22 protein-coding genes, 1 tRNA gene and 1 pseudogene are annotated in these 22,183 nt (G+C 66.8%); 10 read left to right on the top strand and 14 right to left on the bottom strand.

Annotated features, from left to right (window positions below; all coding sequences use genetic code 11):
- From VI480_RS02150 to VI480_RS02140, 3 genes and pseudogenes are all read left to right on the top strand, one after another.
- Positions 1-368, top strand: a pseudogene (locus VI480_RS02150) (LLM class F420-dependent oxidoreductase); the annotation flags it as partial.
- A gap of 130 nt (positions 369-498) precedes the next feature.
- The gene (locus tag VI480_RS02145) at positions 499-1,242 is read left to right on the top strand and encodes a glucose 1-dehydrogenase (RefSeq protein ID WP_323671164.1); all 744 of its coding nucleotides are present in this window, start codon (positions 499-501) and stop codon (positions 1,240-1,242) included.
- Between the two features lie 59 nt (positions 1,243-1,301).
- Positions 1,302-2,945 carry a SulP family inorganic anion transporter gene (locus tag VI480_RS02140; protein WP_323671163.1) on the top strand — a complete coding sequence of 548 codons (1,644 nt, stop codon included), beginning with the start codon at positions 1,302-1,304 and terminating at the stop codon, positions 2,943-2,945.
- Between the two features lie 11 nt (positions 2,946-2,956).
- Here the strand turns inward: VI480_RS02140 and ppk2 are convergent, their stop codons facing one another.
- From ppk2 to VI480_RS02115, 5 genes are all read right to left on the bottom strand, one after another.
- Positions 2,957-3,778 carry a polyphosphate kinase 2 gene (gene ppk2, locus VI480_RS02135; RefSeq protein ID WP_323671162.1) on the bottom strand — a complete coding sequence of 274 codons (822 nt, stop codon included), beginning with the start codon at positions 3,776-3,778 and terminating at the stop codon, positions 2,957-2,959.
- A gap of 68 nt (positions 3,779-3,846) precedes the next feature.
- Positions 3,847-4,722 (bottom strand): DMT family transporter, encoded by an 876-nt coding sequence (locus VI480_RS02130; protein ID WP_323671166.1) that lies wholly within the window; start codon positions 4,720-4,722, stop codon positions 3,847-3,849.
- Positions 4,722-5,702 carry an ornithine cyclodeaminase family protein gene (locus tag VI480_RS02125; RefSeq protein ID WP_323671161.1) on the bottom strand — a complete coding sequence of 327 codons (981 nt, stop codon included), beginning with the start codon at positions 5,700-5,702 and terminating at the stop codon, positions 4,722-4,724. Before VI480_RS02125 ends, VI480_RS02130 begins: the two co-directional genes overlap by 1 nt.
- On the bottom strand, positions 5,702-6,904 hold the full coding sequence (locus VI480_RS02120; protein WP_323671160.1) for an aminomethyltransferase family protein: 1,203 nt from the start codon (positions 6,902-6,904) through the stop codon (positions 5,702-5,704). Before VI480_RS02120 ends, VI480_RS02125 begins: the two co-directional genes overlap by 1 nt.
- The gene (locus VI480_RS02115; RefSeq protein WP_323671159.1) at positions 6,901-7,389 is read right to left on the bottom strand and encodes a phosphoglycerate mutase family protein; all 489 of its coding nucleotides are present in this window, start codon (positions 7,387-7,389) and stop codon (positions 6,901-6,903) included. The genes VI480_RS02120 and VI480_RS02115 overlap by 4 nt, the downstream gene beginning before the upstream one ends.
- Before the next feature lie 104 nt (positions 7,390-7,493).
- Here VI480_RS02115 and VI480_RS02110 point away from each other — a divergent pair, with 104 nt between their 5' ends.
- Positions 7,494-9,536: a thiamine pyrophosphate-binding protein gene (locus VI480_RS02110; protein WP_323671158.1), complete on the top strand. Its 2,043-nt coding sequence runs from the start codon at positions 7,494-7,496 to the stop codon at positions 9,534-9,536.
- A gap of 84 nt (positions 9,537-9,620) precedes the next feature.
- Positions 9,621-10,211 carry a class I SAM-dependent methyltransferase gene (locus tag VI480_RS02105; RefSeq protein ID WP_323671157.1) on the top strand — a complete coding sequence of 197 codons (591 nt, stop codon included), beginning with the start codon at positions 9,621-9,623 and terminating at the stop codon, positions 10,209-10,211.
- A 58-nt stretch (positions 10,212-10,269) separates the two neighbouring features.
- On the opposite strand, the gene VI480_RS02100 is transcribed toward VI480_RS02105, so the two are convergent.
- The 3 genes from VI480_RS02100 to VI480_RS02090 all read right to left on the bottom strand — a co-directional run bounded on the left by VI480_RS02100 (position 10,270) and on the right by VI480_RS02090 (position 13,713).
- On the bottom strand, positions 10,270-10,929 hold the full coding sequence (locus tag VI480_RS02100) for a hypothetical protein (RefSeq protein WP_323671156.1): 660 nt from the start codon (positions 10,927-10,929) through the stop codon (positions 10,270-10,272).
- Positions 10,930-11,085: 156 nt separating this feature from the next.
- Positions 11,086-12,387 carry an inositol-3-phosphate synthase gene (locus tag VI480_RS02095; protein ID WP_323671155.1) on the bottom strand — a complete coding sequence of 434 codons (1,302 nt, stop codon included), beginning with the start codon at positions 12,385-12,387 and terminating at the stop codon, positions 11,086-11,088.
- 57 nt (positions 12,388-12,444) lie between these two features.
- The gene (locus VI480_RS02090) at positions 12,445-13,713 is read right to left on the bottom strand and encodes a cytochrome P450 (protein ID WP_323671154.1); all 1,269 of its coding nucleotides are present in this window, start codon (positions 13,711-13,713) and stop codon (positions 12,445-12,447) included.
- A gap of 223 nt (positions 13,714-13,936) precedes the next feature.
- Between VI480_RS02090 and VI480_RS02085 the strand changes: the two genes are divergently transcribed.
- The gene (locus VI480_RS02085) at positions 13,937-15,001 is read left to right on the top strand and encodes a 2-dehydropantoate 2-reductase (RefSeq protein WP_323671153.1); all 1,065 of its coding nucleotides are present in this window, start codon (positions 13,937-13,939) and stop codon (positions 14,999-15,001) included.
- A 77-nt stretch (positions 15,002-15,078) separates the two neighbouring features.
- On the opposite strand, the gene VI480_RS02080 is transcribed toward VI480_RS02085, so the two are convergent.
- Positions 15,079-15,513 (bottom strand): GIY-YIG nuclease family protein, encoded by a 435-nt coding sequence (locus tag VI480_RS02080; protein WP_323671152.1) that lies wholly within the window; start codon positions 15,511-15,513, stop codon positions 15,079-15,081.
- Between the two features lie 33 nt (positions 15,514-15,546).
- Here VI480_RS02080 and VI480_RS02075 point away from each other — a divergent pair, with 33 nt between their 5' ends.
- Positions 15,547-15,801 (top strand): hypothetical protein, encoded by a 255-nt coding sequence (locus VI480_RS02075; RefSeq protein ID WP_323671151.1) that lies wholly within the window; start codon positions 15,547-15,549, stop codon positions 15,799-15,801.
- A gap of 152 nt (positions 15,802-15,953) precedes the next feature.
- Here VI480_RS02075 and VI480_RS02070 read toward each other — a convergent pair.
- The 5 genes from VI480_RS02070 to VI480_RS02050 form a co-directional block, all read right to left on the bottom strand.
- Positions 15,954-16,039, bottom strand: a tRNA-Leu gene (locus VI480_RS02070).
- Between the two features lie 65 nt (positions 16,040-16,104).
- A complete protein-coding gene (locus VI480_RS02065; protein ID WP_323671150.1) occupies positions 16,105-16,584 on the bottom strand; it encodes a hypothetical protein in 480 nt (159 codons plus the stop codon).
- 279 nt (positions 16,585-16,863) lie between these two features.
- Complete coding sequence (locus VI480_RS02060; protein ID WP_416246622.1) at positions 16,864-17,295, bottom strand: DUF6941 family protein; 432 nt, start codon at positions 17,293-17,295, stop codon at positions 16,864-16,866.
- Positions 17,295-17,588, bottom strand: a complete 294-nt coding sequence (locus tag VI480_RS02055; RefSeq protein ID WP_323671148.1) for a hypothetical protein — start codon at positions 17,586-17,588, stop codon at positions 17,295-17,297. The genes VI480_RS02060 and VI480_RS02055 overlap by 1 nt, the downstream gene beginning before the upstream one ends.
- 1 nt (position 17,589) lies before the next feature.
- The gene (locus VI480_RS02050; protein ID WP_323671147.1) at positions 17,590-17,853 is read right to left on the bottom strand and encodes a type II toxin-antitoxin system HicA family toxin; all 264 of its coding nucleotides are present in this window, start codon (positions 17,851-17,853) and stop codon (positions 17,590-17,592) included.
- Positions 17,854-18,181: 328 nt separating this feature from the next.
- On the opposite strand from VI480_RS02050, the gene VI480_RS02045 reads away from it, so the two are divergent.
- The 3 genes from VI480_RS02045 (at position 18,182) to VI480_RS02035 (ending at position 22,151) form a co-directional block, all read left to right on the top strand.
- Positions 18,182-20,290 carry a class I SAM-dependent DNA methyltransferase gene (locus VI480_RS02045; protein ID WP_323671146.1) on the top strand — a complete coding sequence of 703 codons (2,109 nt, stop codon included), beginning with the start codon at positions 18,182-18,184 and terminating at the stop codon, positions 20,288-20,290.
- Between the two features lie 95 nt (positions 20,291-20,385).
- A complete protein-coding gene (locus tag VI480_RS02040) occupies positions 20,386-21,519 on the top strand; it encodes an AAA family ATPase (RefSeq protein ID WP_323671145.1) in 1,134 nt (377 codons plus the stop codon).
- Between the two features lie 47 nt (positions 21,520-21,566).
- The gene (locus tag VI480_RS02035) at positions 21,567-22,151 is read left to right on the top strand and encodes a DUF3226 domain-containing protein (RefSeq protein WP_323671144.1); all 585 of its coding nucleotides are present in this window, start codon (positions 21,567-21,569) and stop codon (positions 22,149-22,151) included.
- Positions 22,152-22,183: the final 32 nt, after the last annotated feature.

Genomic DNA, 22,183 nt, shown 5'->3' with positions numbered 1-22,183 from the left:
TGGCCACGGCTCCCGATGAGGCGACGCTGGCTGCGGTGGCCCGCACCGTGCGCGAGCGAGTCGGCTTCTACCTGTCCACCCCCGCCTACCGGGCAGCGTTCGACGTGCACGGCTGGACTGATGAGGCCACCCAGGCCGCGGTGCTGTCGAAGGCACAGCGCTGGGATGAGATCTCGGCGATCGTGTCCGACGAGATGCTCCACACCATCGCCACCGTCGGCACCTACGACCAGATCGGCGGTTTGCTGGGTGAGCGCTACGGCCCCCACATCGACCGCATCGAGTTCTCGATCCCTGTCAACACGCCTGACGACGGCGAGCAGCTCTCGGCCATACTCGCTGAGCTGGGCCGCGCCGAACGCTCCTGAGCGATCCCGGAAGCCCGGGGACAACGGCACCTGCGGGCGTCGAGGTCTAGGGTCTCGCCGTCGCTCGCGCGCGGGCGCGGCGAGGGGCAGACCGCCTTCGCCGATCACATTTGACACGGGGAGACAGCAAATGGGCGTTCTGGACGGACGGGTTGCGATCATCACCGGCGGCGCACGAGGGCAGGGCGCCGTCGAGGGCCAGCTCTTTGTTGGCGAGGGCGCGACGGTGGTGCTCACCGACGTGCTCGACGACGAGGGCGGGCAGACCGCCGCCGAGGTGGGCTGCGAGTACCTGCATCACGACGTGGCCGCCGAGGCCGATTGGGATGCGGTGGTTGCCGACGTCATGGGCCGGCACGGCCGCATCGATGTCCTGGTGAACAACGCGGGCATCTTCCAGGGAGCGGGCCTCATGAACACCTCGGTGGCTGACTACGACCGCATGCTGGCTATCAACGCCCGTGGCGTGTTTCTGGGCATGCAGAAGGTCGGGGCCGCCATGGCGGATGCCGAATCCGGTTCGATCATCAACATCAGCTCGGTCGCAGGCCTCATGGGCACGATGGGGTCGTTCGCCTACAGCGCCAGCAAATGGGCCGTGCGTGGCATGACAAAGTCGGCGGCGAAGGAGCTCGGCCGCCGCAACGTGCGCGTCAACTCGGTGCATCCCGGCTATATCGACACCGAGATGCTGGCGCAGACCAGCGTGTTCACCGAGGACGACGACCGTACGCGGCGGGTGCTGCGACAGGTGCCGCTGCGCCGTATCGCCGAGCCCGCCGAGGTCGGCCGGGTGGTGCTGTTCCTGGCCTCAGACGCCAGCAGCTACTGCACCGGCCAAGAATTCACCGTCGATGGGGGAATGTTCGGCTGAGTTCGCTCGGCAGTGAACTACTGTGACCCGCGGGCGCATACCACGCGGCGAGGTCTGAGATGAACTACGACAGCGGTCGCCTTCGTACCGATCTGGGGGCCGGCCTTGTCTCCGCGATAGTCGTGCTGCCGCTGGCGCTCGCGTTCGGTGTGGTGTCCGGACTCGGTCCCATTGCAGGACTGTGGGGCGCGGTCGCCGTCGGGTTCATCGCTGCGGTGCTGGGCGGCTCCCGGGTGCAGGTCTCGGCGGCAACAGCGCCGATGGCGATTGCCGTGTCTTTCGTGCTGGTGCGCTACGCCGACACCCCGGTTGAGGCCCTCGTCATCATCTTCATCGCCGGTGTGCTGCAGGTGCTGATGGGGCTGCTGCGGCTCGGCAGCCTCGTGCAGTACACGCCGTACTCGGTGACGTCGGGCTTCATCAGCGGCATCGGCGTGATGCTGGTGCTGCTGCAGGTGCTGCCGTTCTTCGGCGCCGACCCGATCCTGGGCAACCCCATCGACTCCATCCGTCACTGGGACGACGCCGCCAGCGACATGGACTTCCACGCGTTCGGCCTGGCGGTAACCACGTTCGTGATCTGCGCCGGCTGGCCGAGGCAGCTCCGGCGCTATGTGCCGCGTGTTCCCGGTGCTCTCGTTGTCGGCGCCATCGTGGGTGCTGTCGTGTTCGATGGGGCTCCGCGCATCGCCGACGTCGTCGAGGCCCCGTCCTTCTGGGCAATGGAGATGCCCGCCGGCGGCTTCTGGGGCGCTGTGGGTGCCGCCGTGACCATCGCCCTGATCGGCGCGATGAACAGCCTGATGAACGCTTCGCACGCCGATTCCATGACGGGCCAGCAGCACGATCCGAATCGAGAGATGATCGGCGTGGGTCTCGGCAATGCGGTCGCGGCCATGTTCGGCGGCCTGCCGGGCGCCGGGTCGCCCAGCGCGACGTTGGCCAACGTCCGAGCCGGCGCGCAGACCCGAGTCGCCGGCGCCGCGTCGGCGGTGATCGCACTCGTGCTGATCATCGTGCTGAGCGGTCTCATCGACGCCATCCCGTACGCGGTACTCGCGGGAATCCTGCTGTGGCTGGGGCTCAGCCTCATCGACTGGCGGCTCATCACGCACCTCTACCGGGTGCAGCCCGAGCATGTGCTGGTGATGCTGCTCACGCTCGGTCTCACGGTGTTCGTCGACCTGCTGGTGGCCATCGCCGCTGGCGTTGTCGCTGCAGCGCTGGCAGCCAGCCGCCGATTCGAGCGCCTCGAGCTCGACAGCGTCTTGTCGGTGCCGATGCTCGACGCGGTGTTCTTCGCCGACAGCGACCGGGTGGACATCAGCCAGTTCGACGCGTTCACGGCCCGCGTCGGCATGGTCAAGATGCGCGGCAGCTTCACCATCGCTTCCTCGAACCGATTGCGCATCGCCATCAGCAAGGACATCGTCGAGCACGAGGTCGTCATCTTGGACTTCACCGAGACGAGCTACGTCGACGACAGCGCCGCTCTGGTGGTGGAGCAGCTCATCGACGCTGCAATGGAGCACGACACGGAGTGCATCGTGATCGGGCTCGAGAACCTGCCCTCCGGCAGCCTGCAATCACTGGATGTGCTGCACCGGGTGCCCGGCGACCACTTCGTCGGAAGCTTCGACGAAGCCCGGACCATCGCGGCCCGGCTGCTCGAGATCAATATGGAATCGCGGACTGAGGCCTGAGCTCGCCCAGCTCAGAACAGCTCGGGCACGAAGGTCTGGTCGGTGATCGGCGGGCGCACATAGCCGCCGGCTGCGCCCCGATCGGGCAGATCGACGTGCTCCCAGGGCACCTTTTCGTAGGGCATCTGCGACAGCAGGTGGGCGATGCAGTTGAGGTGTGCGGCGCGCTTGTCGTCGGCCTCGACAACCCACCATGGTGCCTGCTTGATGTCGGTATGCGCGAACAGGGTGTCCTTGGCGCGTGAGAAGTCCACCCAGCGCGTACGGGCCTCGAGATCCATCGGTGAGAGCTTCCAGCGGCGAGCCGGGTCGGAAATGCGTCGTTGGAAGCGGCGCTCCTGCTCCTCGTCGCTGATCGAGAACCAGTACTTGATCAGGATGATGCCCGAGCGCACCAGCATCCGCTCGAACTCGGGGCACGAGCGCAGGAACTCCTCGTACTCGTCGTCGGTGCAGAAGCCCATCACCGGCTCGACGAGGCCGCGGTTGTACCAGCTGCGATCGAAGATCACCATCTCGCCCGCCGCTGGCAGCTCCTCTACGTAGCGCTGGAACCACCACTGGGTTTTCTCGCGGTCGCTGGGCGTGCCCAGTGCCACGACGCGAACTATGCGGGGGTTCAGCCGCCGGATGATGCGCTTGATCGTGCTGCCTTTGCCGGCGGCGTCGCGGCCCTCGAAGATGACGACGACCTTCAGCCCCTGGTGACGGATCCAGCGCTGGAGGTGGGCCAGCTCTTGTTGCAGCAGCTCAAGCTCACGCTCGTATTTCTTGCGAGGCAGGCGACTCTTGCGTTTCGGAGGCCCGGAGGGAGCGTCGTCGGGGGACCCCATGGGTTCGGACAGTATCCGAGCGGCTCGCAGAGCGAAGACCCGAACGGCCCCTTGCGAACCAGCAGTCGTCAGTCGCTGCCGAATGCCACCGCGCCCCTGCGGTCCAGCACCGTCGCGTACAGCATGCCGAAGATCACCACCACGGCTCCGCCCAGCGTGACCAGCGCTGGGTACTCGTTGAGGAACAGCGCAGCCCACACGATGCCTGCGACGGTTTCGACCGGGGCGAAGAGCGCCACCTCGCTGGCCGGCGCGTACCTGGGGGCATTGCTGTAGGACAAGCGCCCGAGCGGATTGCAGACCAGGCCCATGGCGAAGATGGCCGCCCATGCCTTGGCGTCGAGCGCGCCGAGATCGGCCGCGAACGCCGTGGGAATCACCACGAGCACCGCCGCGAGCGACAGGCCGACGATACGGCTCATGTCCCGATGGCGGCGCCAGATGACCGTGCTGGCGGCAAAGCAGATCACCGCGATGAGAGCCAGGAAGTCGCCCCCGAGGTTGGGCGAGCCGATCGACGTGGACACCACCATGCCGATGCCCACCACGGTCAGCGCGATGCCCACGGCCACCCGCGGCGACGTGCGCTCACGCAGAGCCACCCACGCGAACGCCGCCGCCAACACCGGCGCTGCGGCCACGATCGCCACCACGTTGGGCACCTCGGTATGGGTGATGGCCGAGATGAACGTGAGCTGGCTGATCGCGCCGAGCACCCCGATCACCAGCAGCGGCCAGGTATCAGCCCGCAACGATGCCCACGACGCCGACGCCTGGCGGATGGCCATGGTGCCGTAGAGCACCAGCGACAACACGCTCACGACGAAGGCGATGTCGAGCGCATCGGCGCCGGAGACACGAACCCACAGCGAATCCGTGGACACCAGCAGCATGCCGAGGGCTGCGAGGCCCCAGCCGAGGCGTCGGCTGCCGGTTCGGACCATCACGAGTGTGATGCACCCGCATCTGGTGAGCCCACTGCACCGGATGCGATCCGGCGATGCACGAGCCTGGCGGCGGCCAGATCGGACAGTGCGAAGCCGACCGACTTGAACAGGGTGATCTCACTGTCGGAGGTGCGTCCCGGGTGGCGGCCGGCGGCGAGCGACGCCAGGTCGGCAGCGACGTCGCTGACGGAGATCACGCCGGCATCGAGCGGCTGTGCCAGGTCTCCCGCCCCGAGCGCGCCGTCGAGCGTGTCGACGAACAGCGTCGCCCGGCTGACGGCCTCGTCGTCGGCCTCGCGCATGTCGACCCGGAATGCCCCGACCAGATCGATGTGCGTGCCCGGCCGCACAAGGGCACCGCGCACCAGCGGGCTGGTGGCACCCGTGGCGCAGGAGACGACGTCGGCTCGCTCGATGGACTCCTCAAGTGAACCGGCTGGCTGCGCCGGCAGACCATGATCGACGAGCTGCTGCGCCGTGGCGGCGGCGCGCTGCGGGCTGCGACCCCAGACCTCGACGACGTCGAAACAGCGGACGGCGGCGTGGGCGAGCGCCAGGTTCGGCGCCAAGTTGCCGGTGCCGACCACCAGCAAGCGCCGGGCGTTTGGGCGGGCCAGACGGTCGGCGGCGAGGGCAGAAACCGCTGCAGTGCGCCGCAGCGTGAGCTCGTCGCCGTCGAGCACTGCGCAGAGCTGCCCGGTTTGACCGTCAAACAGCAGGTAGCCGGCGCTGATGGTCGGCAGGTCTGTGCCGGCATTGGAGGGGTAGTAGGTCACCGCCTTCACCCCGAGCACCTCGCGGTCCACCCAGGCGGGCATCACCAACAGCGAACCTGTCCCGCCGTCCGGCAGGCCGACGTCATGGATTTCTCGTTGCGGCACCGAGGCGTTGCGGTCGACCAGCAGGCGCTCGATTGCCTCCATCAGCTCGTGCCACGGCGTGGACTGTTGCACCGCCGCCGCGTCGAGCGTCAGCATCAGCCGGCGGCTGCGGCCGGGCCGCCCCAGACGACGCGCGGCAACTGCTTTTGCTTGTCAATGAAAGGCAGCGTGTCGACGGTCGCCGCGTGCGGCGTGCCGTCATGGTCGTGCAGGCGGACGGTCTTGGCGAGCCAGTCGTCGCCGGGGAGCGATTGGTCGAAGCGCACATAGCCGACGCCGGTATCGAGCGTGGGCGACCAGGTGCCGATGGTGACGTGCCCGACCTGGCGATCTGCGTAGCTGATGCCCATGCCAGGCTCGGGCATCGCCGTGGGGCAGATCAGGCCGAACAGCAGCTGGCTGCGATCGGCGCGCTCCAGCGCGGCCTTGCCGATGAAATCCTCCTTGTCGAGCCGGACGAATTGGCCGAGGCCAGCGCCGAAGGGCGTCAGGTCGGGTTCGATGTCGCTGCCGTTGTCCAGGATTCCGGCTTCGATACGTCGGATCCCCATGGACGACCCGGTGCTGAATTCCATGCCGAAGCGTTCGCCGCAGGCGAACAGGCCGTCCCACAGTGCGTCGTAGTCGGTGAGCTCGGGCCCGCTGTTGCAGTAGATCTCGATGCCGGCCTCGCCCGTCCAGCCCGTGCGAGACACCCACAGCGTCTGGCCGCAGACCTCGAAGTAGCCGGCGCGGAAGTAGCGGAAATCGGCTGGCAGCCCGCCGCGGATCGCCGCATCGGCCACATCGAGCGACGTGGGTCCCTGGATCTGCAACACCCGTGAGCGAGGGTCGAAGACCTCGACATCGAGCCCAATGGCGTGCGCCTTCAGCCAGCTCAGAAAGTCGCCGTTGGCGATGACGTACCAGAAGCGGTCCTCGGCGAGGCGCATCAGCACCCCGTCCATCAGGATCGCGCCGTCGTCGTTGCACCCAAGCCCGTACCGGCATCGGCCAACGCCGAGATCGGCGACCCTGCACGCCAGGACGCACTCAAGCAGCCGCGCGGCATCGGGACCTTCGATTGCCAGGGGCATCTCAGGCACGTCGTACAGCAGGACGCCCTCGCGCAGCTTCCAGTAGGCCGGGATGGGATCCTCGTCGAAGCTCGACTTCATCGGGTACAGCCGGTTGCAGTACACCGCGTGGACGGTCTCGGGGGTTGTGTAGCGATGCGCGAACGGCGATCTGCTGATCCGGTACGGCGCTAGCGAGATCGTGTCGAACGACTCGACGTAGTAGTGCCGGCTCGCCCTCACGTCAGGTCCTCCACACGCGCACCGAGACTTCGAGGGGACCGGTAGAGGCCATGGCTGACGGTGCCGTCGGCGACATGCAGTTCCCACACCGACGCCTTCTTGCAGCGTGTGGGGTTCACGTCGATGCCACGGTAGGACAAGCGCCAGAGCACCTCTGGTATGACGTCGCCGTGGCTGCACAGCACGCTGTGGCCCGTCTCGCCGCACAGGCGCTCCACCAACGCTTCGGTTCGCCAGCCGTCGGCGCCCTCGGCCAGCTCGGCGGAGATCTCGATGTCGAGGCCGAGTTGCGCCGCAAGCGGCTCGATCGTCTGGACGCAGCGAACGCTGGGGCTCGACAGCATGCGCAGGATCGGTGCTGAGGCGAGCGCCGCTGCGATGGCCTCCGCCTGCGCGTGGCCCATCGGATCCAGCGGTCGCGCGCTGTCGTCGCCCCGCCAGGCACGCCGATCGCCTGCGGAAGCGTGACGCACGAGGAAGAGCACGCCGGAAACGCTAGAGCCGCGCAGAGGTGTCTGGCGTCGCTTTGCGACTACGGATGCCCCTGGGCGGTGTGCGACGATGAGCGCTAGTTGAACAGGGGCGAGCGATGAGCGACACATCCCAGCATCCGACGCCCAGCGCCGCAGTGCCAGCGCTGCCCGCCAGCGCGTTCGCGTGGCACCGGCTCATTGGCGTCGACGAGCTCGACGTGGGCCGCGTCACGACGGTCACGGTCGAGCGTGAGAGCTTGTGCGTCACTCGAACGGAGTCGGGCTTCGGGTGTCTCGCGAACGCGTGCCCCCACCAGGGCGGTCCCTTGGGCGAGGGCAGCATCGAGGGGGGATGGCTGCGCTGCCCGTGGCACGGCTACGACTATTCGCCACGTAACGGCACCCCGCCGCCGCCGTTTGACGACGCACCGGCCGCCTACCGCACCGAAGTCAGGTCCGACGGCGTGTACGTCGCGCTGCCGATCGCCCCCAGCCGGTCCCGCACCGTGTCTGACCAGCTCGTCGAGACAATGACGGCCTGGGGCGTGGCGTGGGTGTTCGGCATGGTCGGGCACTCCAACTTGGGATTCGCAGATGCCCTGCGCGAGGCCGAGGCCGATGGCTCGCTGCGATTCATCGGGGTGCGGCACGAAGGTGCCGCATCGTTCGCCGCCACCGCCTACGGAAAGCTGACGGGAGGCCTTGCAGCGTGTTTCGCTATCGCCGGGCCCGGCAGCACCAACCTGCTCACGGGGTTGTACGACGCAAAGATGGACCGTGCGCCAGTGCTCGCGCTGTCGGGCCAAGTGCCGTCGAGCGTTCGGGGCCGGGGCGCCTTCCAGGACACCGACCTCTCCGCGGCCTTCGCCGACGTATCTCGCTACTCGGCGACAGTCCAAGCGGGCTCCGACGCAGCCGAGCTGATGAATCTGGCCTGCAAGACCGCCTTGGTGGAGCGCGACGTGGCGCACCTTGTGCTGCCGGATGAAGTGCAGGTGTTGCCGGCGGCTGCGCCCGAGCGACCGGCTGGCTCGCCGCAGGGCCGCACCGGTGACCGCGGCGTGTCGCCTGCCGCCGATGCGCTTGACGCGGCCGCAGACGTGCTGTCGGGTTCGAAGCGGCCGATGATCGTTGTGGGTCACGGTGCCCGCAGCGGCATCGACGACATCGTGGCGCTAGCCGAGGCCATCGATGCGCCGGTGGCCACGACCTTCAAGGGCAAGGGACTGATTGCCGACCAGCACCCGCTGGCCTGCGGCGTGCTCGGCCGGTCGGGCACCCCGATCGCGAGCTGGTTCATGAACGAGGCCGACGCGCTGGTGACCTTCGGCGTGTCGTTCGCCAACCACACCGGCATCGCGTCGTACAAGCCGATCGTGCAGGTGGATTTCGACCCGATGGCGCTGGGCAGGTTCCATGCGGTGACCGTGCCGATGCTGGCCGACGCAGGGGTGGCGGCCCGGGCGCTGGTCGGGGCGCTCGCAAGCAGGGCCGGCAGCCCGTCGGCCGCCGCCGAGGTGGCAGCGCGCTGGGACATCTGGCGGGCCGAGAAGCAGCGCCGGCAGGTCGACGACCGCAGCAGCGGCGTGAACTCGGCGGTCGTGTTCGAGGCCCTGAGTCGCCTTGTGCCGGCTGATGCCGTCATGACCGTGGACGTCGGCAACCACGCGTACTCGTTCGGCCGCTACTTCGAGCCGTGCGGCCAGACCGTGCTGATGTCGGGCTACCTGGGGTCGATCGGCTTCGCGTTCCCGGCCGCAATGGGTTGCTGGGTCGCGACCCAGCGTGCGCCGGTCAGCGCTGAGGGCGCAGACGGTTCGCTCTGGGCCGGCCGGCCGGTGGTCTCGGTGTCGGGCGACGGCGGCTTCGGCCAGTACGCCATGGAACTGACAACGGCCGTCAAGTACGGGATGGGCATCACCCATGTGCTGCTCAACAACGGCGAGTTGGGAAAGATCTCCAAGGAGCAGCGAGCGGCCGAGTTCGACGTCTGGCAGACCTCGCTGCACAACCCGAGCTTCGCTGAGTTCGCGGAGCTGTGCGGGGCGATGGGCCGCCAGGTGACGGCGGCGGACGAACTGGACACGGCGCTCAGCGAGGCCTTGGCTCACCCGGGTCCCGCATTGGTGGAAGTGCTGACCGACCCGCTGCTCGTCTGAGGTATCGACTCGCTTCTCTGCGCAACACCGCAGCGCCCAACGGCACCCCTGCGCAGAGAACGGCAGCACTAGCGTCTCGCAACTATGACCGAGCAATCTTCGACGGACTCCGCAGCGACGCGCATCGGACTCGACGACGCGTACGCCGTCGACGGCCCCGAGGACAACCGCAAGCTGTATGCCTCGTGGGCAGAGACCTACGAGTCGGTCTTTCTCGCTGAGAACGACTACGAGTACCACCTGCATGTGGCGGCCGCTTTCTGCGGCGGTGAGAACCTTCGCAACGGTCTCGATGGGCCGGTGCTCGATGTGGGCTGCGGAACGGGTGTGGTCGGTGCCGAGCTGGCACGGCTGGGTGTCGGGGTGATCGATGGCATCGACATCTCGCCTGAGATGCTGGCGAAGGCCGCCGCCAAGATGCACGAGGGGCGCGCGACCTACCGGCAGCTCTTCGAAGCTGACCTCACTGGCCGCCTCGATCTCGGCAGCGACGCCTACGCCGGCATCGTGAGCGCGGGCGCGTTCACTCATGGCCATCTCGGTCCGGAACCAGCGGGCTCGACTTCGAGTTGCGACCCATCTACGGCGGCGCGGATCCCGACGACCCCGACCGCTGGACACGCATCGCCGTCTTCACCGTGGTGTGAGCCTCGCTTCCTGCACCAAGACGCGTAGAAGCGGACCGGCGGAGGGAGACCGGCCCGCTTCGGACGCTGCTCAACCGCAGCGAGAGCTATGCGGCGGCTGTGCCGGCAGCGCTCGTGCTCGCATCGCTGGCCGGATTCTCGTGGCCGTGCCCGCCCCAGCGACCGAGGCGCCCGTGCCCCATGCCGCCGTGGTGCTTGTCGCCGCGTCGGCCGTGCCAGCTGTCGCTGCCTTCGGAGCGTTCAGGCCGCTCGCCATTGACGACCGCTGTGATCCGGGTGGACAACTCGTCGGTGTCGATCTCGCGGTCGTGCTCGGCCGCCTTCTCGCTGATGGCCCTAACGAGTGCGTTCACCACATCGGTGACGTCGACACCCTGCTCGGCGGCGATGTCGGCCAGCGTCGATCCGCCCTTCAGCTTCTCGCGCAGGGTCTCGGCGTCGATGCCCAGCAACTCGGTGAGCGTGTCTCCCATGCCGAACCGTCCGAGCTTGACACCTCGGCGTGCGCCGTCCCTGTCGCAGGTGCCATCCGAATCGTCAGTGTCGTCGGTCTCGTCAGCGTCAGCCTGCTGCTGGCCGGCGTCGCTGCCGTGGTTCTGCGTCTGCGCGCTGGCGCTGCCCGCACTGAACGCAACGACCGCAGTCGCTGCGAGGAGCGCGGTGACCAGAAGCGCGAACCATCGCTTGCGCAGGGGCCTGTCTCGCCGAGCCTTAACGGGCTCGTTGATCTCGTCGGAGTCGGTCATGCCGCCAGTCCTTTCGCCGGGGGTGTGCGACATCCCCGAGCCTGGCGGGCGAACCTGAGAGAACCCTGAAGCGAACCTGAGAAATCGGTGAATGGCTGGCCGGTGACGCGCAACCGGCGCTGGCAGCGCCAGGGCGGGCGGGCTGCCCGCCGGGCGTCAGCCGGCCTCGGAGTGGGTGACTGGCTCCTCGCCCATCCACTCGCGCAGGGTGTTCTTCAGCTTGGTCTGCTGGATGAACAGGTCATGCTCGGGCCCTGCCGGATCGGCCGATTGGGGCGCCTTGAGGTAGAACGACAGCCACTCCTGCACGCCGCCTTGGCCGGCACGCTGGGCCAGATCCAAGAACAACGCCAGGTCGAGCACGATCGGTGCCGCCAGGATCGAGTCGCGGCACAGGAAGTCGATCTTGATCTGCATCGGGTAGCCGAGCCAGCCGAAGATGTCGATGTTGTCCCAGCCCTCCTTGTTGTCGCCGCGGGGCGGGTAGTAGTTGATCCGCACCACGTGGTCGATCTCGCTGTAGAGCTCGGGATAGGTCTCCGGCTGCAGGATCGTGCCCAGCACGCCGAGCTTCGACGTCTCCTTGGTCTTGAAGTTCTCGGGATCGTCCAGCACCTCGCCGTCGCGGTTGCCCAGGATGTTGGTGGAGTACCAGCCGCGCAGCCCCAGCATCCGGGCTTTCAGGCCGGGTGCCACCAGCGTCTTCATCAGCGTTTGGCCGGTTTTGAAGTCCTTGCCGGCGATGGGCACGCCACGGCGCTGCGCCAGCTCGGTCATGGCCGGTATGTCGACGGTCAGGTTCGGCGCGCCGTTGGCGAACGGCACGTCGCTCATCAGCGCTGCGTAGGCGTAGATCTGGCTGGGCGAGATGTTGCCGTCGTCGGCCGCCAAACCGGCCTCGAATGCCTCCACGCTGGCGTGCACATCAGATGGCTCCTGGTATGCCTCGGTGGAGCCGCACCACACCATCACCAACCGCTCGCATTCGTTCTCGGCCCGGAAACGCTCGATGTCGGTCATCAGCGCCTGGGCTGCTTCGAGCTTGCCCATCGGGGGCTTGGTGCGGGTGCCCTCCAGTCGGCTCACCCAGCGCGTGTCGAACACGGCATCCATCGCCACGATGCCTTCCAGCTCGCGCGAGATGACGCCGAGATCGCGGTCTTCCAGCACGCCGGCCGTGCGGGCGCCCTCGAGCGCATTGGGCGTGATGGGATCCCAGCCACCGAACACGAGGTCGTCAAGTGACGCCAGAGACACGAAGTCACGGATGAGCGGGTTACGGCCGTCGGCTCGGCCGCCGAGACGGATGTGGGCCATCTGGCTGACCGAGCCGATCGGCTCCGCCAATCCAGCACGCGCTGCCAGCACCCCGGCAATGAACGTGGTGGCCACGGCTCCCATGCCGGGCGTGAGCACGCCGAGCTTGCCGGTCGCCGGTGCGATCTGCGGTCGGTTCATGGCAAGAACGCTACGGGGCAGCGTGATGAAGGGGTCAGGTCGCCGGTCTCGAGGTGCTCAGGCTGCCATCGGTGCAGCGGGCGTGAACTCGGCGTCGAGGCGCTTGACGCCGTGGATGAACGACGCCTGCAACAGGTCCGGCTCACCCACGGCAACGATGTCAGGCAGCCGGGTGAACAGCTCCCGGTACATCGTGGTGATCTGGCGCCTTGCCAGGTGCGCGCCGAGGCAGAAGTGCGGTCCGGGGCCGCCGAAGCCGTACTGCGGATTGGGGTCGCGCAGCACGTCGAACTTGAAGGGCTCGTCGAACACTGCGGGGTCGCGATTTGCGGCGATGTAGAACATCGCCACCTTGTCGCCCTCACGCATCTGACGACCGCCGCACTCGATGTCGCGGGTCACCGAGCGGCGCATGTAGCTCACCGGACTGGCAACCCGGACGATCTCCTCGACGGCGGTAGGCGCAACTCCCTCGAAGTCGTCCGCCCAGATGGCGCGTTGGTCGGGGTTGTCGGTAAGGAACTTGAGCCCCCAAGCAGTCGAATTGCGGGTGGTCTCGTTGCCGGCCACCACCAGCAGCACGAAGAAGCTGGCGAGATCGGCTTCGCTGAGGCGGTCATCTTCGAGCTCGGCGTTCACGATCATGCTGGTGAGGTCGGTGCCGTCGCCCCCCTGCTTGGCTGCGGCGACTTCCTTCATGAGCTCGGCCAAGTCGGCACCGGCTTGCAGCAGCGCTGTGGCGAGGTCGCCGTCGGGCGGCTGGAAGTCGGGGTCGGAGATGCCCAGGATGATGTTGGTGCGATCGAAGACGAACTTGTACTCAGAACCGGGTATGCCCATGAGGTCGCACACGATGCGCAGCGGCAGCGCAGCCGCCACGTCCCACACGAACTCGCACTTGCCCTGCTCGCAGATCGAGTTCACGATCTCCCGTGCGCCTTCACGGATGCCGCCGTCGAGCTGCTCGAGCATCTTGGGCGTGAAGCCCTTGGCCACGATGCGGCGCAGCCGTGCGTGACGAGGGTCGTCCATGGCGATCATGGAACTGAAGAACTCGGTGAACTCCGGCGGGTTGTCGCCCAGAGTGATGCCTCTCGCGGAGCTGAAGACTTCGGTGTTGCGTGAGACTGTCGCGATGTCCTCGTGGCGGGTGACGCACCAGTAGCCGGGGCTCGGTGCCACCCATTCCGAGAAATAAGGCTCCTCGAACCAGTCCAGGGGCGCTTCGGCGTGATAGCGCGCGATGACCGAATCGATCTCGTCTGCAGGCTGCGTCCAGAACCACGGTTCCATCAAGTTGGGCAGGTCGGTGTTCCACTCGCGCATGGCAGCACGGTAGCGCTGCGCCGCGAGCGGCACGGCCCTCTGACGAGGAGTGGCGACACGCACTCGCGCGGCCGTGGCCAGGGGCGATCAGGGCTGCGGCGCAGCGGGTCCGCGACGGCCCGATCTGGCACGATGTAGCGCCGCGGCTCAGAGGCTGAGCCGACAGGCGAAGCCGCGGCCCGAGCGGCCCGTGAGCGCAGCGAACAAGAGCGGGAAACTACAGATGCGACTACGAGACGACTCAGCATCCGCATCTGGCGTCATCCCCCCGAACGACGCATCACTGAGCTACATCATTCACGGTGCCGGCGCCATCGGCTGCGTCCTCGGGGCCCGACTGGCAACGGCGGGGCGCGAGGTTGCGCTCGTCGCACGTGGGGACCACTTGGCCGCGCTGCAGCGTGACGGCCTGCGCATCGGGGGCCGCACCGAGGGCCATTTGCCGCTGCCGGCCGTGCGCACTGCGCACGAACTCGATCTCGATGACAACACCGTGGTGCTGCTGGCCATGAAGACCCAGCACACCTTCGGGGCGATCGAACAACATCGGGAGCTCTACGACGGCGTGCCGCTGTTCTGCTTCCAGAACAGCGTGTCCAACGAGGAATGGCTGATGGGCCAGGGGTTCCGCGCTTACGGCGTCATGGTCCGCATCGGCGCTCGCATCGACGAGCCTGGGGTGGTCACCCATACCGGCGCACGCCGGGCCGACATCGGCTGCTGGCCGACGGGAACCGACGACCTGTGCGCACGCGTGGTCGATGATCTCGTCGCCGCCGACATGCGTGCGTCGCTCGCTGAGCGGGTCACCGATCTCAAATGGGGCAAGCTCGTCATGAACCTGACGAATGCTTTCTCGGCGCTCGTCGACCTGCCGGTCCAAGAGTGGTTCTGCACCGAGGAGAACCGATTCTTCATGGCCGACATCCAGCAGGAAGCCGCCGATGTGCTCGAGGCTGCAGGCATCACCGCGATCATGGACGACGGCAGCGACCTTCGTTCGTGGATTGCCCGGATGCGCCGACCGGGCCTGCGCGAGCCCCGCGAGGTCGCCGACCCCTCGCTCTACAGCTACCCCTCGACTTGGCAGGACCTGCACTTCCGACGCCCCACGGTCGAGGTCGAGCATTTCAACGGAAAGATCTGCGAACTCGGCGAGCGCTACGGCATCGGTACGCCGCTCAACCGGGTGCTGACCGAGCGGTGCTGCGATGCCGCCGCCCGCCGCCTGGGGCCCGGCACCGAGACCGCCGCCTCGCTGCGCGCCGCCGCCGACAATTCCATCTGAGATTCATCGCTATCGGATATCGGTGCAAGCGTCGTGAGCTGGCTCGACGCTTCCCGCTCGGGCGACTGCCGTGAGGCTCAGTCCGCAGCGTGAGCTTCCTCGTAGACGTCCTTCAGCAGCCGACCATCCTCCAGTCGCCGGTGGTGAAGCGCCGACATGTATTCGTACCCGAACAGGTCGGCAGTGATCTTGGCCAATGAATCAACTCTGCCTTCGGCGATTGCCTGCTCGGGGTCGATCCTGTAGAACTCGCGGTCGGCATGGACGCGCTGGGGTGCGAACGCCGTGTGCAGAGCGCGCTCCACTTGCCTCGGCGGCAAATCTGCGGCGGCGGCGTATTCGAGATCGAACGGCAGGGGCACGTTGGTGGCAAACAGCTGTTGGATGCGTTCCTGAGGATCGTCTCGCTCGGTAACGCCGATCTTCACGAGGCCCGGCATCGCGGGGTTCATGGCGACGTATACGTGCCCACGCACTGCTACGGCTTCATCCGGGGGCGATGCCTCGTTCATGCCAGGGAGTTTGTCATCTCCCTCTACCGAGCCGTGAAGCTACGGCTAAGCGGCGAGATCTGTACCAGTGAACTCGGCAACGAGTTCGTCCTCGGTCAGTCCGGTCTTTGCGAGAACGCCTCTCACGGTCTCGCCCAAGCGGTCGAGGGCAGCAACGCCAGCACGGCGATCCTTGGCGACAATCGGAACAAAGAACCCGACAGGCTGGCCGTGCTTCTCGACGACAAGCGTATCGCCGGACGCGATCAACTGAGTGGCGCGGTCCCGGAATTCCCGAACTCCTACTGATCTCATCGGACATCCAAATCGCCATTGCATGTGCGCGTCCGTTGTGTCCTCGAATCTAATCCAGAAGACATCGCGCGCTCGTCCCGCCCCATGCGTGGCTGACGCCGATTGCCGACACCAAGCGATTTCGCGGCACAGCGCTCTGCCGCAAGTGCCCGGGGCGGGATTCGAACCCGCACGCTCCCGGAGGAGCCGAGGGGTTTAAGCCCTCTGCGTCTGCCAGTTCCGCCACCCGGGCCAGCCAGCGTGAGTGAGCGGGGCCCATCATGCTCGCTCCGTTCGTGAACGGCGACTCCCGTGGGCTCAGGCGGCTTCGTCCAGCGGAAACGACGCCACGGGTTGACCGCGTACCTCTCCGCCACTGCTGAGGGCCGCAGCTTCCCGCCACAGTTCGTCGCGCACCGCCCCGGCAGCATCAGCACCCAGTTTGTTGCAGACCACGATGCCCTCGATGGCATCGGCCACCACGGCACTGAACGGGCGCCCGCGTACGCGCACGGCCACCACACAGTCACCGGACGGCATGCGCTGAATGGATCGGTCGAGCTCGTCGGAGCGGGGCGGGCTCTGAAAGCTCGGCGCGCTCAGGCCCAGCGAACGAGCGGCCATCGCGAGCGCTCGCACGGTCAGCACGAAGCGGCCCGACGCATCGGGTCCGGTGCCGGTGCCACCTCCCGTTGACCGAGAAGATGCGCCGGCGGGGCGGTGCGGCCGGATGCGTGCGGCCGATGAGTCAACCAGTCGCAGCGCGGCGGAAGGCTGGGTACGAGGTGTTGCTGGCATGTGACCATCATCCTCAGGGGGTGTGACATCGAAGGGTCCACTTGGGTCGGACTGTGGCTCTGCATCCTCGGACAGCAGTGCGAGCGTCGCTGACGGCCAAGCGTCGGGCTGCTTCGGCAAATTTCGCAAAGCTGGCAAAAGTTGCAAACACGGCAAAGCTCACAAAGAGAACACGCGAGCCGGTCGGTCGATTCAGTGTCGCTGCGCGAGGTGCTGGCGGAGCTGGCGGATCGGTTGGGCGCCCGTTGAAGCTCGCGGTCGTGTCGGGGGTCTTCTGGCCTACGGACCGATGGGCCCATGCACCTCGCTAGCAAAGCCCGCGCGGAACGACAGAGTGTCGATTACTCCGCCTGCTCGCTCGAGATCCATCACCACTTGGTATCGACCAGCCCGAGGAAGCGATACCTCACGCAGGTCCAGCACAATCGGCATCATCAGTTTCTCGCCCGGGTCGAGATTGGTGGGCGGCACCCCTTGGAGCATGCCAATTGATTCAGCCAGTTTCGCGCCGTCTTCTGTCTCGACGTGAATGCGAATCTCCCGAGCAGTGACAATCTGATCGGGTGCGACTTCAAACATCAACGCGAGCATCATGCCCATGGGCGCCGGGTACTGGGACCGCCACAGGCGGGTGATGCCACCCGACGAGACCATGAGCACGCCCTCGCGTACTTGCGCGAAGTCGCAAAGGAGCGCCGCTCTAGTCTGCACTAGACCGCCTCAAGCATCCGAGTGGTGCTAGTGGCGAAGAATTCCGAGCCGCTGGAAGGAGTCTGAGACGGTGTGGACAGGCGTATCTCGAACAGTTTCGCGTCCCCGGATGATTGCGGCACAGCCATCAATTCCGCGCGCCACTCGCCAATGTCGAGGTCATCGTCCGCGTACTCGGAGATGATCGCCAAGAGCTCGCCGAGCGTGTCCGCGCCGCCGTTGAACCCGCGATCGTCCTCAGCCCAGAACAGGACGCCGTCATCTCCGTTCGGATGGATGCGTACTACGTGCATGTCACTCCTTGCCTGAGCGCATTCGTCGGCCCTCAAGCAGATCACGGATCTCGGCCTCGCTCAACCCGATCTGCTTCTCGAGCAGCTTGCGCAACGCTATGCGCGGCACGTCGCTTCCGTCATGGTACGCGAGCGTGATCGGTGGCCGGTCGTCGGCCTCCAACCGTCGATGCGACCCCTTCTGGCGCACTTGCTGGTACCCGACGCGCTTCAGCATTGCCAAGACCTGCCGCGGTTTCAGAGTGGGGTAATCGCTGACGTTCACCCTTCCTCCGAACCGTCGGTGGAGAGCAAGCGGCGACGATACCAGTTCGGCAGTCGGCACCTCTCTGCGACGATGCCGATCGGCGGCTGGGTGGCCGGCCGAGCCTGCCCGACCGGTCGGCGAGCATCGCGGCACTGGGAGGCGGATGCCAGCTCGGCGTCGAGCGGGCCGATGAGCTCGCGGACATGTCGGCGGAGGCGATCGCCACTGCGGCACAGTCCGCCGATCGGCACGTGGGCTTTGGGCGACGCCGCGAAATCGCCGTCGCTACAGTCGCCCACGGTCCCGCAACGGCTTGCGGGCCGCGGTCGCACGGCTGGAGGATTCGTTGAACGCACAGACGCACAGTGAGCTGGCGAACTTCATCTGGGACATCTGCAATCTGCTGCGGGGTCCGTACAAGCGCAGCGAGTACCGCAAGGTGATCCTGCCGCTGACGGTGCTGCGCCGGTTCGACTGTGTGCTGGCGGGCACCAAAGACGACGTGCTCGCGGCCGACAGGGTGCATGCCAGCCAGTCCGAGAGCGTGCGCCGTCAGTTGCTGGCAGCGGCGGCGCAGCGGCCGTTCTACAACACCTCTCCGTTCGACTTTGCTCGCTTGCTCGACGATCCCGACCAGATTGCGGCGAATCTCGACGCGTACATCGCCGCGTACTCGTCGAACGTGCGCGACGTGATGGAGCGGTTCGACTTCGGGTCCCAGATCGCCCGCCTCGATGAGCGCCAGCGCCTGTTCCAGGTGATCCAGCGGTTCGCAAGCCTCGACCTGTCGCCGCAGCATGTCGACAACATGCAGATGGGCTATGTGTTCGAGGAACTGATCCGCATCGGCGCCGAGCAGTCCAACGAGGAGGCCGGTGAGCACTTCACGCCCCGTGAGGTGATCCGGCTGATGGTGAGCCTGCTGCTGTCGCCGGAGCCTGACCTGGGCAAGGCGCACATCGTCAAGACCATCTATGACCCCGCCTGCGGCACCGGCGGCATGCTCAGCGTCGCGGAGGACTTCCTGCGCAGCCACAACGCCGAGGCTCGCCCGCACCTGTTCGGCCAGGACATCAACAACGAGTCGTGGGCGGTGTGCCGCTCGGACATGCTCATCAAGGGCGACAATGCCGAGAACATCGTGCTGGGCGACTCGTTCACCGACGACGGGTTCCAAAGCCGCACTGACGACACGCCGTGGACGTTCGACTACATGCTGGCCAACCCGCCGTTCGGGGTCGAGTGGAAACAGCAGCAGCACGCCGTCAAGCGCGAACGCGACACCCTCGGCTACCAAGGCCGCTTCGGGGCGGGCCTGCCGCGCATCAACGACGGCTCGCTGCTGTTCCTCCAGCACATGCTCTCGAAGATGCAGCCCCTCGCCGCCGACGGCACCGGCGGCAGCCGCATCGCCATCGTGTTCAACGGGTCGCCGCTGTTCACCGGCGACACAGGCAGCGGCGAGAGCGACATCCGCAAATGGATCATCACCAACGACTGGCTTGAGGCGGTCATCGCCCTGCCCGACCAGCTCTTCTACAACACCGGCATCTCCACCTACATCTGGATACTCACGAACCGCAAGGAACCGCACCGCCGCGGCAAGGTGCAGTTGATCGACGCCCGCGAGTTCTGCGTCAAGATGCGCCGCAGCCTCGGCAACAAGCGCAACGAAATCTCGCCCGACCAGATCGCCGACCTCACCCGCATCCACGGCAGCTTCACCCACGGCGAGACACGCCCCATCACCGACGAGGACCCCATCACGCATGAGCCGCGCACTCGGGACCGCGTGGTCAGCAAGGTCTTCGACAACGACGATTTCGGCTACCGCAAGATCACCGTCGAACGTCCCCCGCGGCTCAGCTTCGCCGCCACTCCCGAACGCATCGCCCGCATCGACGACCAGACCGCGTTCGCCAAGCTCGCCACCAGCAGGAAATCCCCAGGACCGGCCCACGAAGCCGAAGTCGCCGACGGGAAAGCGCGCCAGCAAGCCATACGCGACACCCTCGAAACCCTCGCCGACACGATCGGCGGGGAGACCGTCAGCAACCGCGACGAGTTCACCGCACGGCTGCGAGCCGCCGCCGAAGCCCACGGCGCCAAGCTGTCCGCACCCGAACGCAACGCCATCCTCGCAGCGCTGGGCGAACGGGACCCCCAGGCCGACGTCTGCGAGGACCGCAACGGCACCCCCGAGCCCGACACCGCACTGCGCGACACCGAGACCGTGCCGCTCGGCGAGGGCATCGAGGACTACATGGCACGCGAAGTCCGCCCCCACGTCCCCGACGCCTGGGTAGACGAAGCCAAGACCAAGACCGGCTACGAGATCCCCCTCAACCGCCACTTCTACGTCTACGAACCGCCCCGGCCCCTCGAAGCCATCGAAGCCGATCTGCGGACGCTCGAAGCCGAGATCGGGCAACTGCTCGCAGAGGTCACCGCCTGATTCTCCGAGCCAAGCCGATGCTGGGCGCTTCGTCCAATCGGGCTAGGTGACCGACGCGGTACGCTCAGCCTCGCAGTTATTTCGGCGGGTGCGGGATGGCCGACAACACGAGGACCCATGGCGTGCATCTGCCCTCGCTCTCGATCCGAGGCTTCCGCGGCGTGCCGAGCTTGGACATCAAGCGCCTCGGCCAGGTCACCTTGCTCGCTGGTCGCAACGGCGTGGGCAAGACGACGGTTCTCGACGCGGTTCGCCTCTATGCGGAGCGGGGTCGGCTCCCGGCGCTACGCGAGGTCCTGATCCGCCATGAGGAAGTCGAAGCTCGTCCTGACGACGACGACGGCTGGGACGAACGTCCCGCATTCGACGCACTGTTCAGCGGTCGCCGTTTGGATGTGAACAGCCAGTTCGTGATTGGGCCGCTCGACGACGGATCGCAGCTTTGTGCCACGATCGTCCCTCCATCGGCAATGGTCGAGGAACAGCTCGAGTTGTTCATGCGCCGCGGCGGGCAGTTCGACAGTCACGTTCTCGAGGTCGCCTTCGGAGCGCATCGCGAGTACTGGCCTGTACTCGACGTGAACGACAGCGCCTATGACCCCAGATCGCTGTACGGGCGCTGGATGAGGCACCCCACCCGTGATGCCGAATGGCCCGACAGCGCTGCATACGTCGCGTTGGGCCCAGGACTGCCGAGCAATCGGCAGGTGGCGGCCTACTGGGATGAACTCGCAGCGAGGCCGGGCGAGAAGCTGGTGCTCGGCGCGCTCCAGCTTGCATGCGCGAGCGATATCGATCGTGTCGCCGCGGTCGCAGGACCGAAGGAGTACCGCGACCGTCGAATCGTGGTGGGTCTCGCCAACAGCGAACGAGTCCCGCTTCGCAGTCTCGGAGATGGCGCAACTCGACTGTTCGGCTTGGCAACGGCGTTCTCCAGCGCCGCCGACGGTTTCCTGCTCATCGACGAGGCCGAGAACGGCATCCACCACTCGCTGCAGGCTGACTACTGGCGTCTGGTGTTCCGGGCCGCTCGGGACCACAACGTTCAGGTGCTTGCGACCACCCACAGTTGGGACTGTGTCGAGGGATTCGCCATGGCCGCAGGCGAAGACGAGCAGGCCGAGGGCGTAGCGGTACGTCTCGAACGCCACGGCAATGCACTGCGAGCGGTCGATTATGGCGAGGAGACGCTCAGCGTGGCTGCGGAACGCGGCATCGAGATCAGGTAGCCCACGCAGTGATTCCGTCTCGCTCCGCTGGGGCGCGCATGCTTGTGGTGGAAGGCGTTGACGATGAGCACGTCATCAGGCACGTGTGCGAGCAGTCACTGAGCGAGCTGGAATTCGATGTCGCGCAGATCGGCGGCATCGCCAACCTCAGTGCGGAAATCGAAGCTCACGCGAAGGTCGTCGGCCGCTCGGCTCTGGGGGTGGTTGTCGACGCGAATGCAGACATCGCCTCACGCTGGCAGAGCATCAGGGATGCCTTCGGCCGAGCCCAGATCGAACTTCCCTCGGGGCCCGACGGCCAGGGCACCGTCGTGCAGTCGAGGCTTGCCGGTGTGCCGCGTGTGGGCGTCTGGCTGATGCCTGACAACACGAATTCGGGCGAACTGGAGGACTTCCTTGCCCGGATCATTCCCGCAGGTGATCCGGTGTGGCCGTTGGCTCAGGATTATGTTCAGCAAGTCGAGTCCATCGAGGCCTTGAGCAAGCCGGCGAAGTCCAGAATCCACGCTTGGCTGGCCGTACGCACCGAAGGCGGCCGGTTGGGCACCTCCATCCGGGCGGGCGCCTTCGACCTCCAACAGGGGGCCGCTCAGTCGTTCCTGACCTGGCTGCGTCGCGTCTTCCCGACATGAGGCAGACATACCCCGACTGCATCGCAAGCGAA

The organism is Candidatus Poriferisodalis multihospitum, assembly GCF_028283155.1.
Lineage (GTDB): Bacteria > Actinomycetota > Acidimicrobiia > Acidimicrobiales > Poriferisodalaceae > Poriferisodalis > Poriferisodalis multihospitum.
The sequence above is the reverse complement of the archived record's forward strand: the minus strand, read 5'-3'. Positions and strand labels throughout refer to the sequence as shown.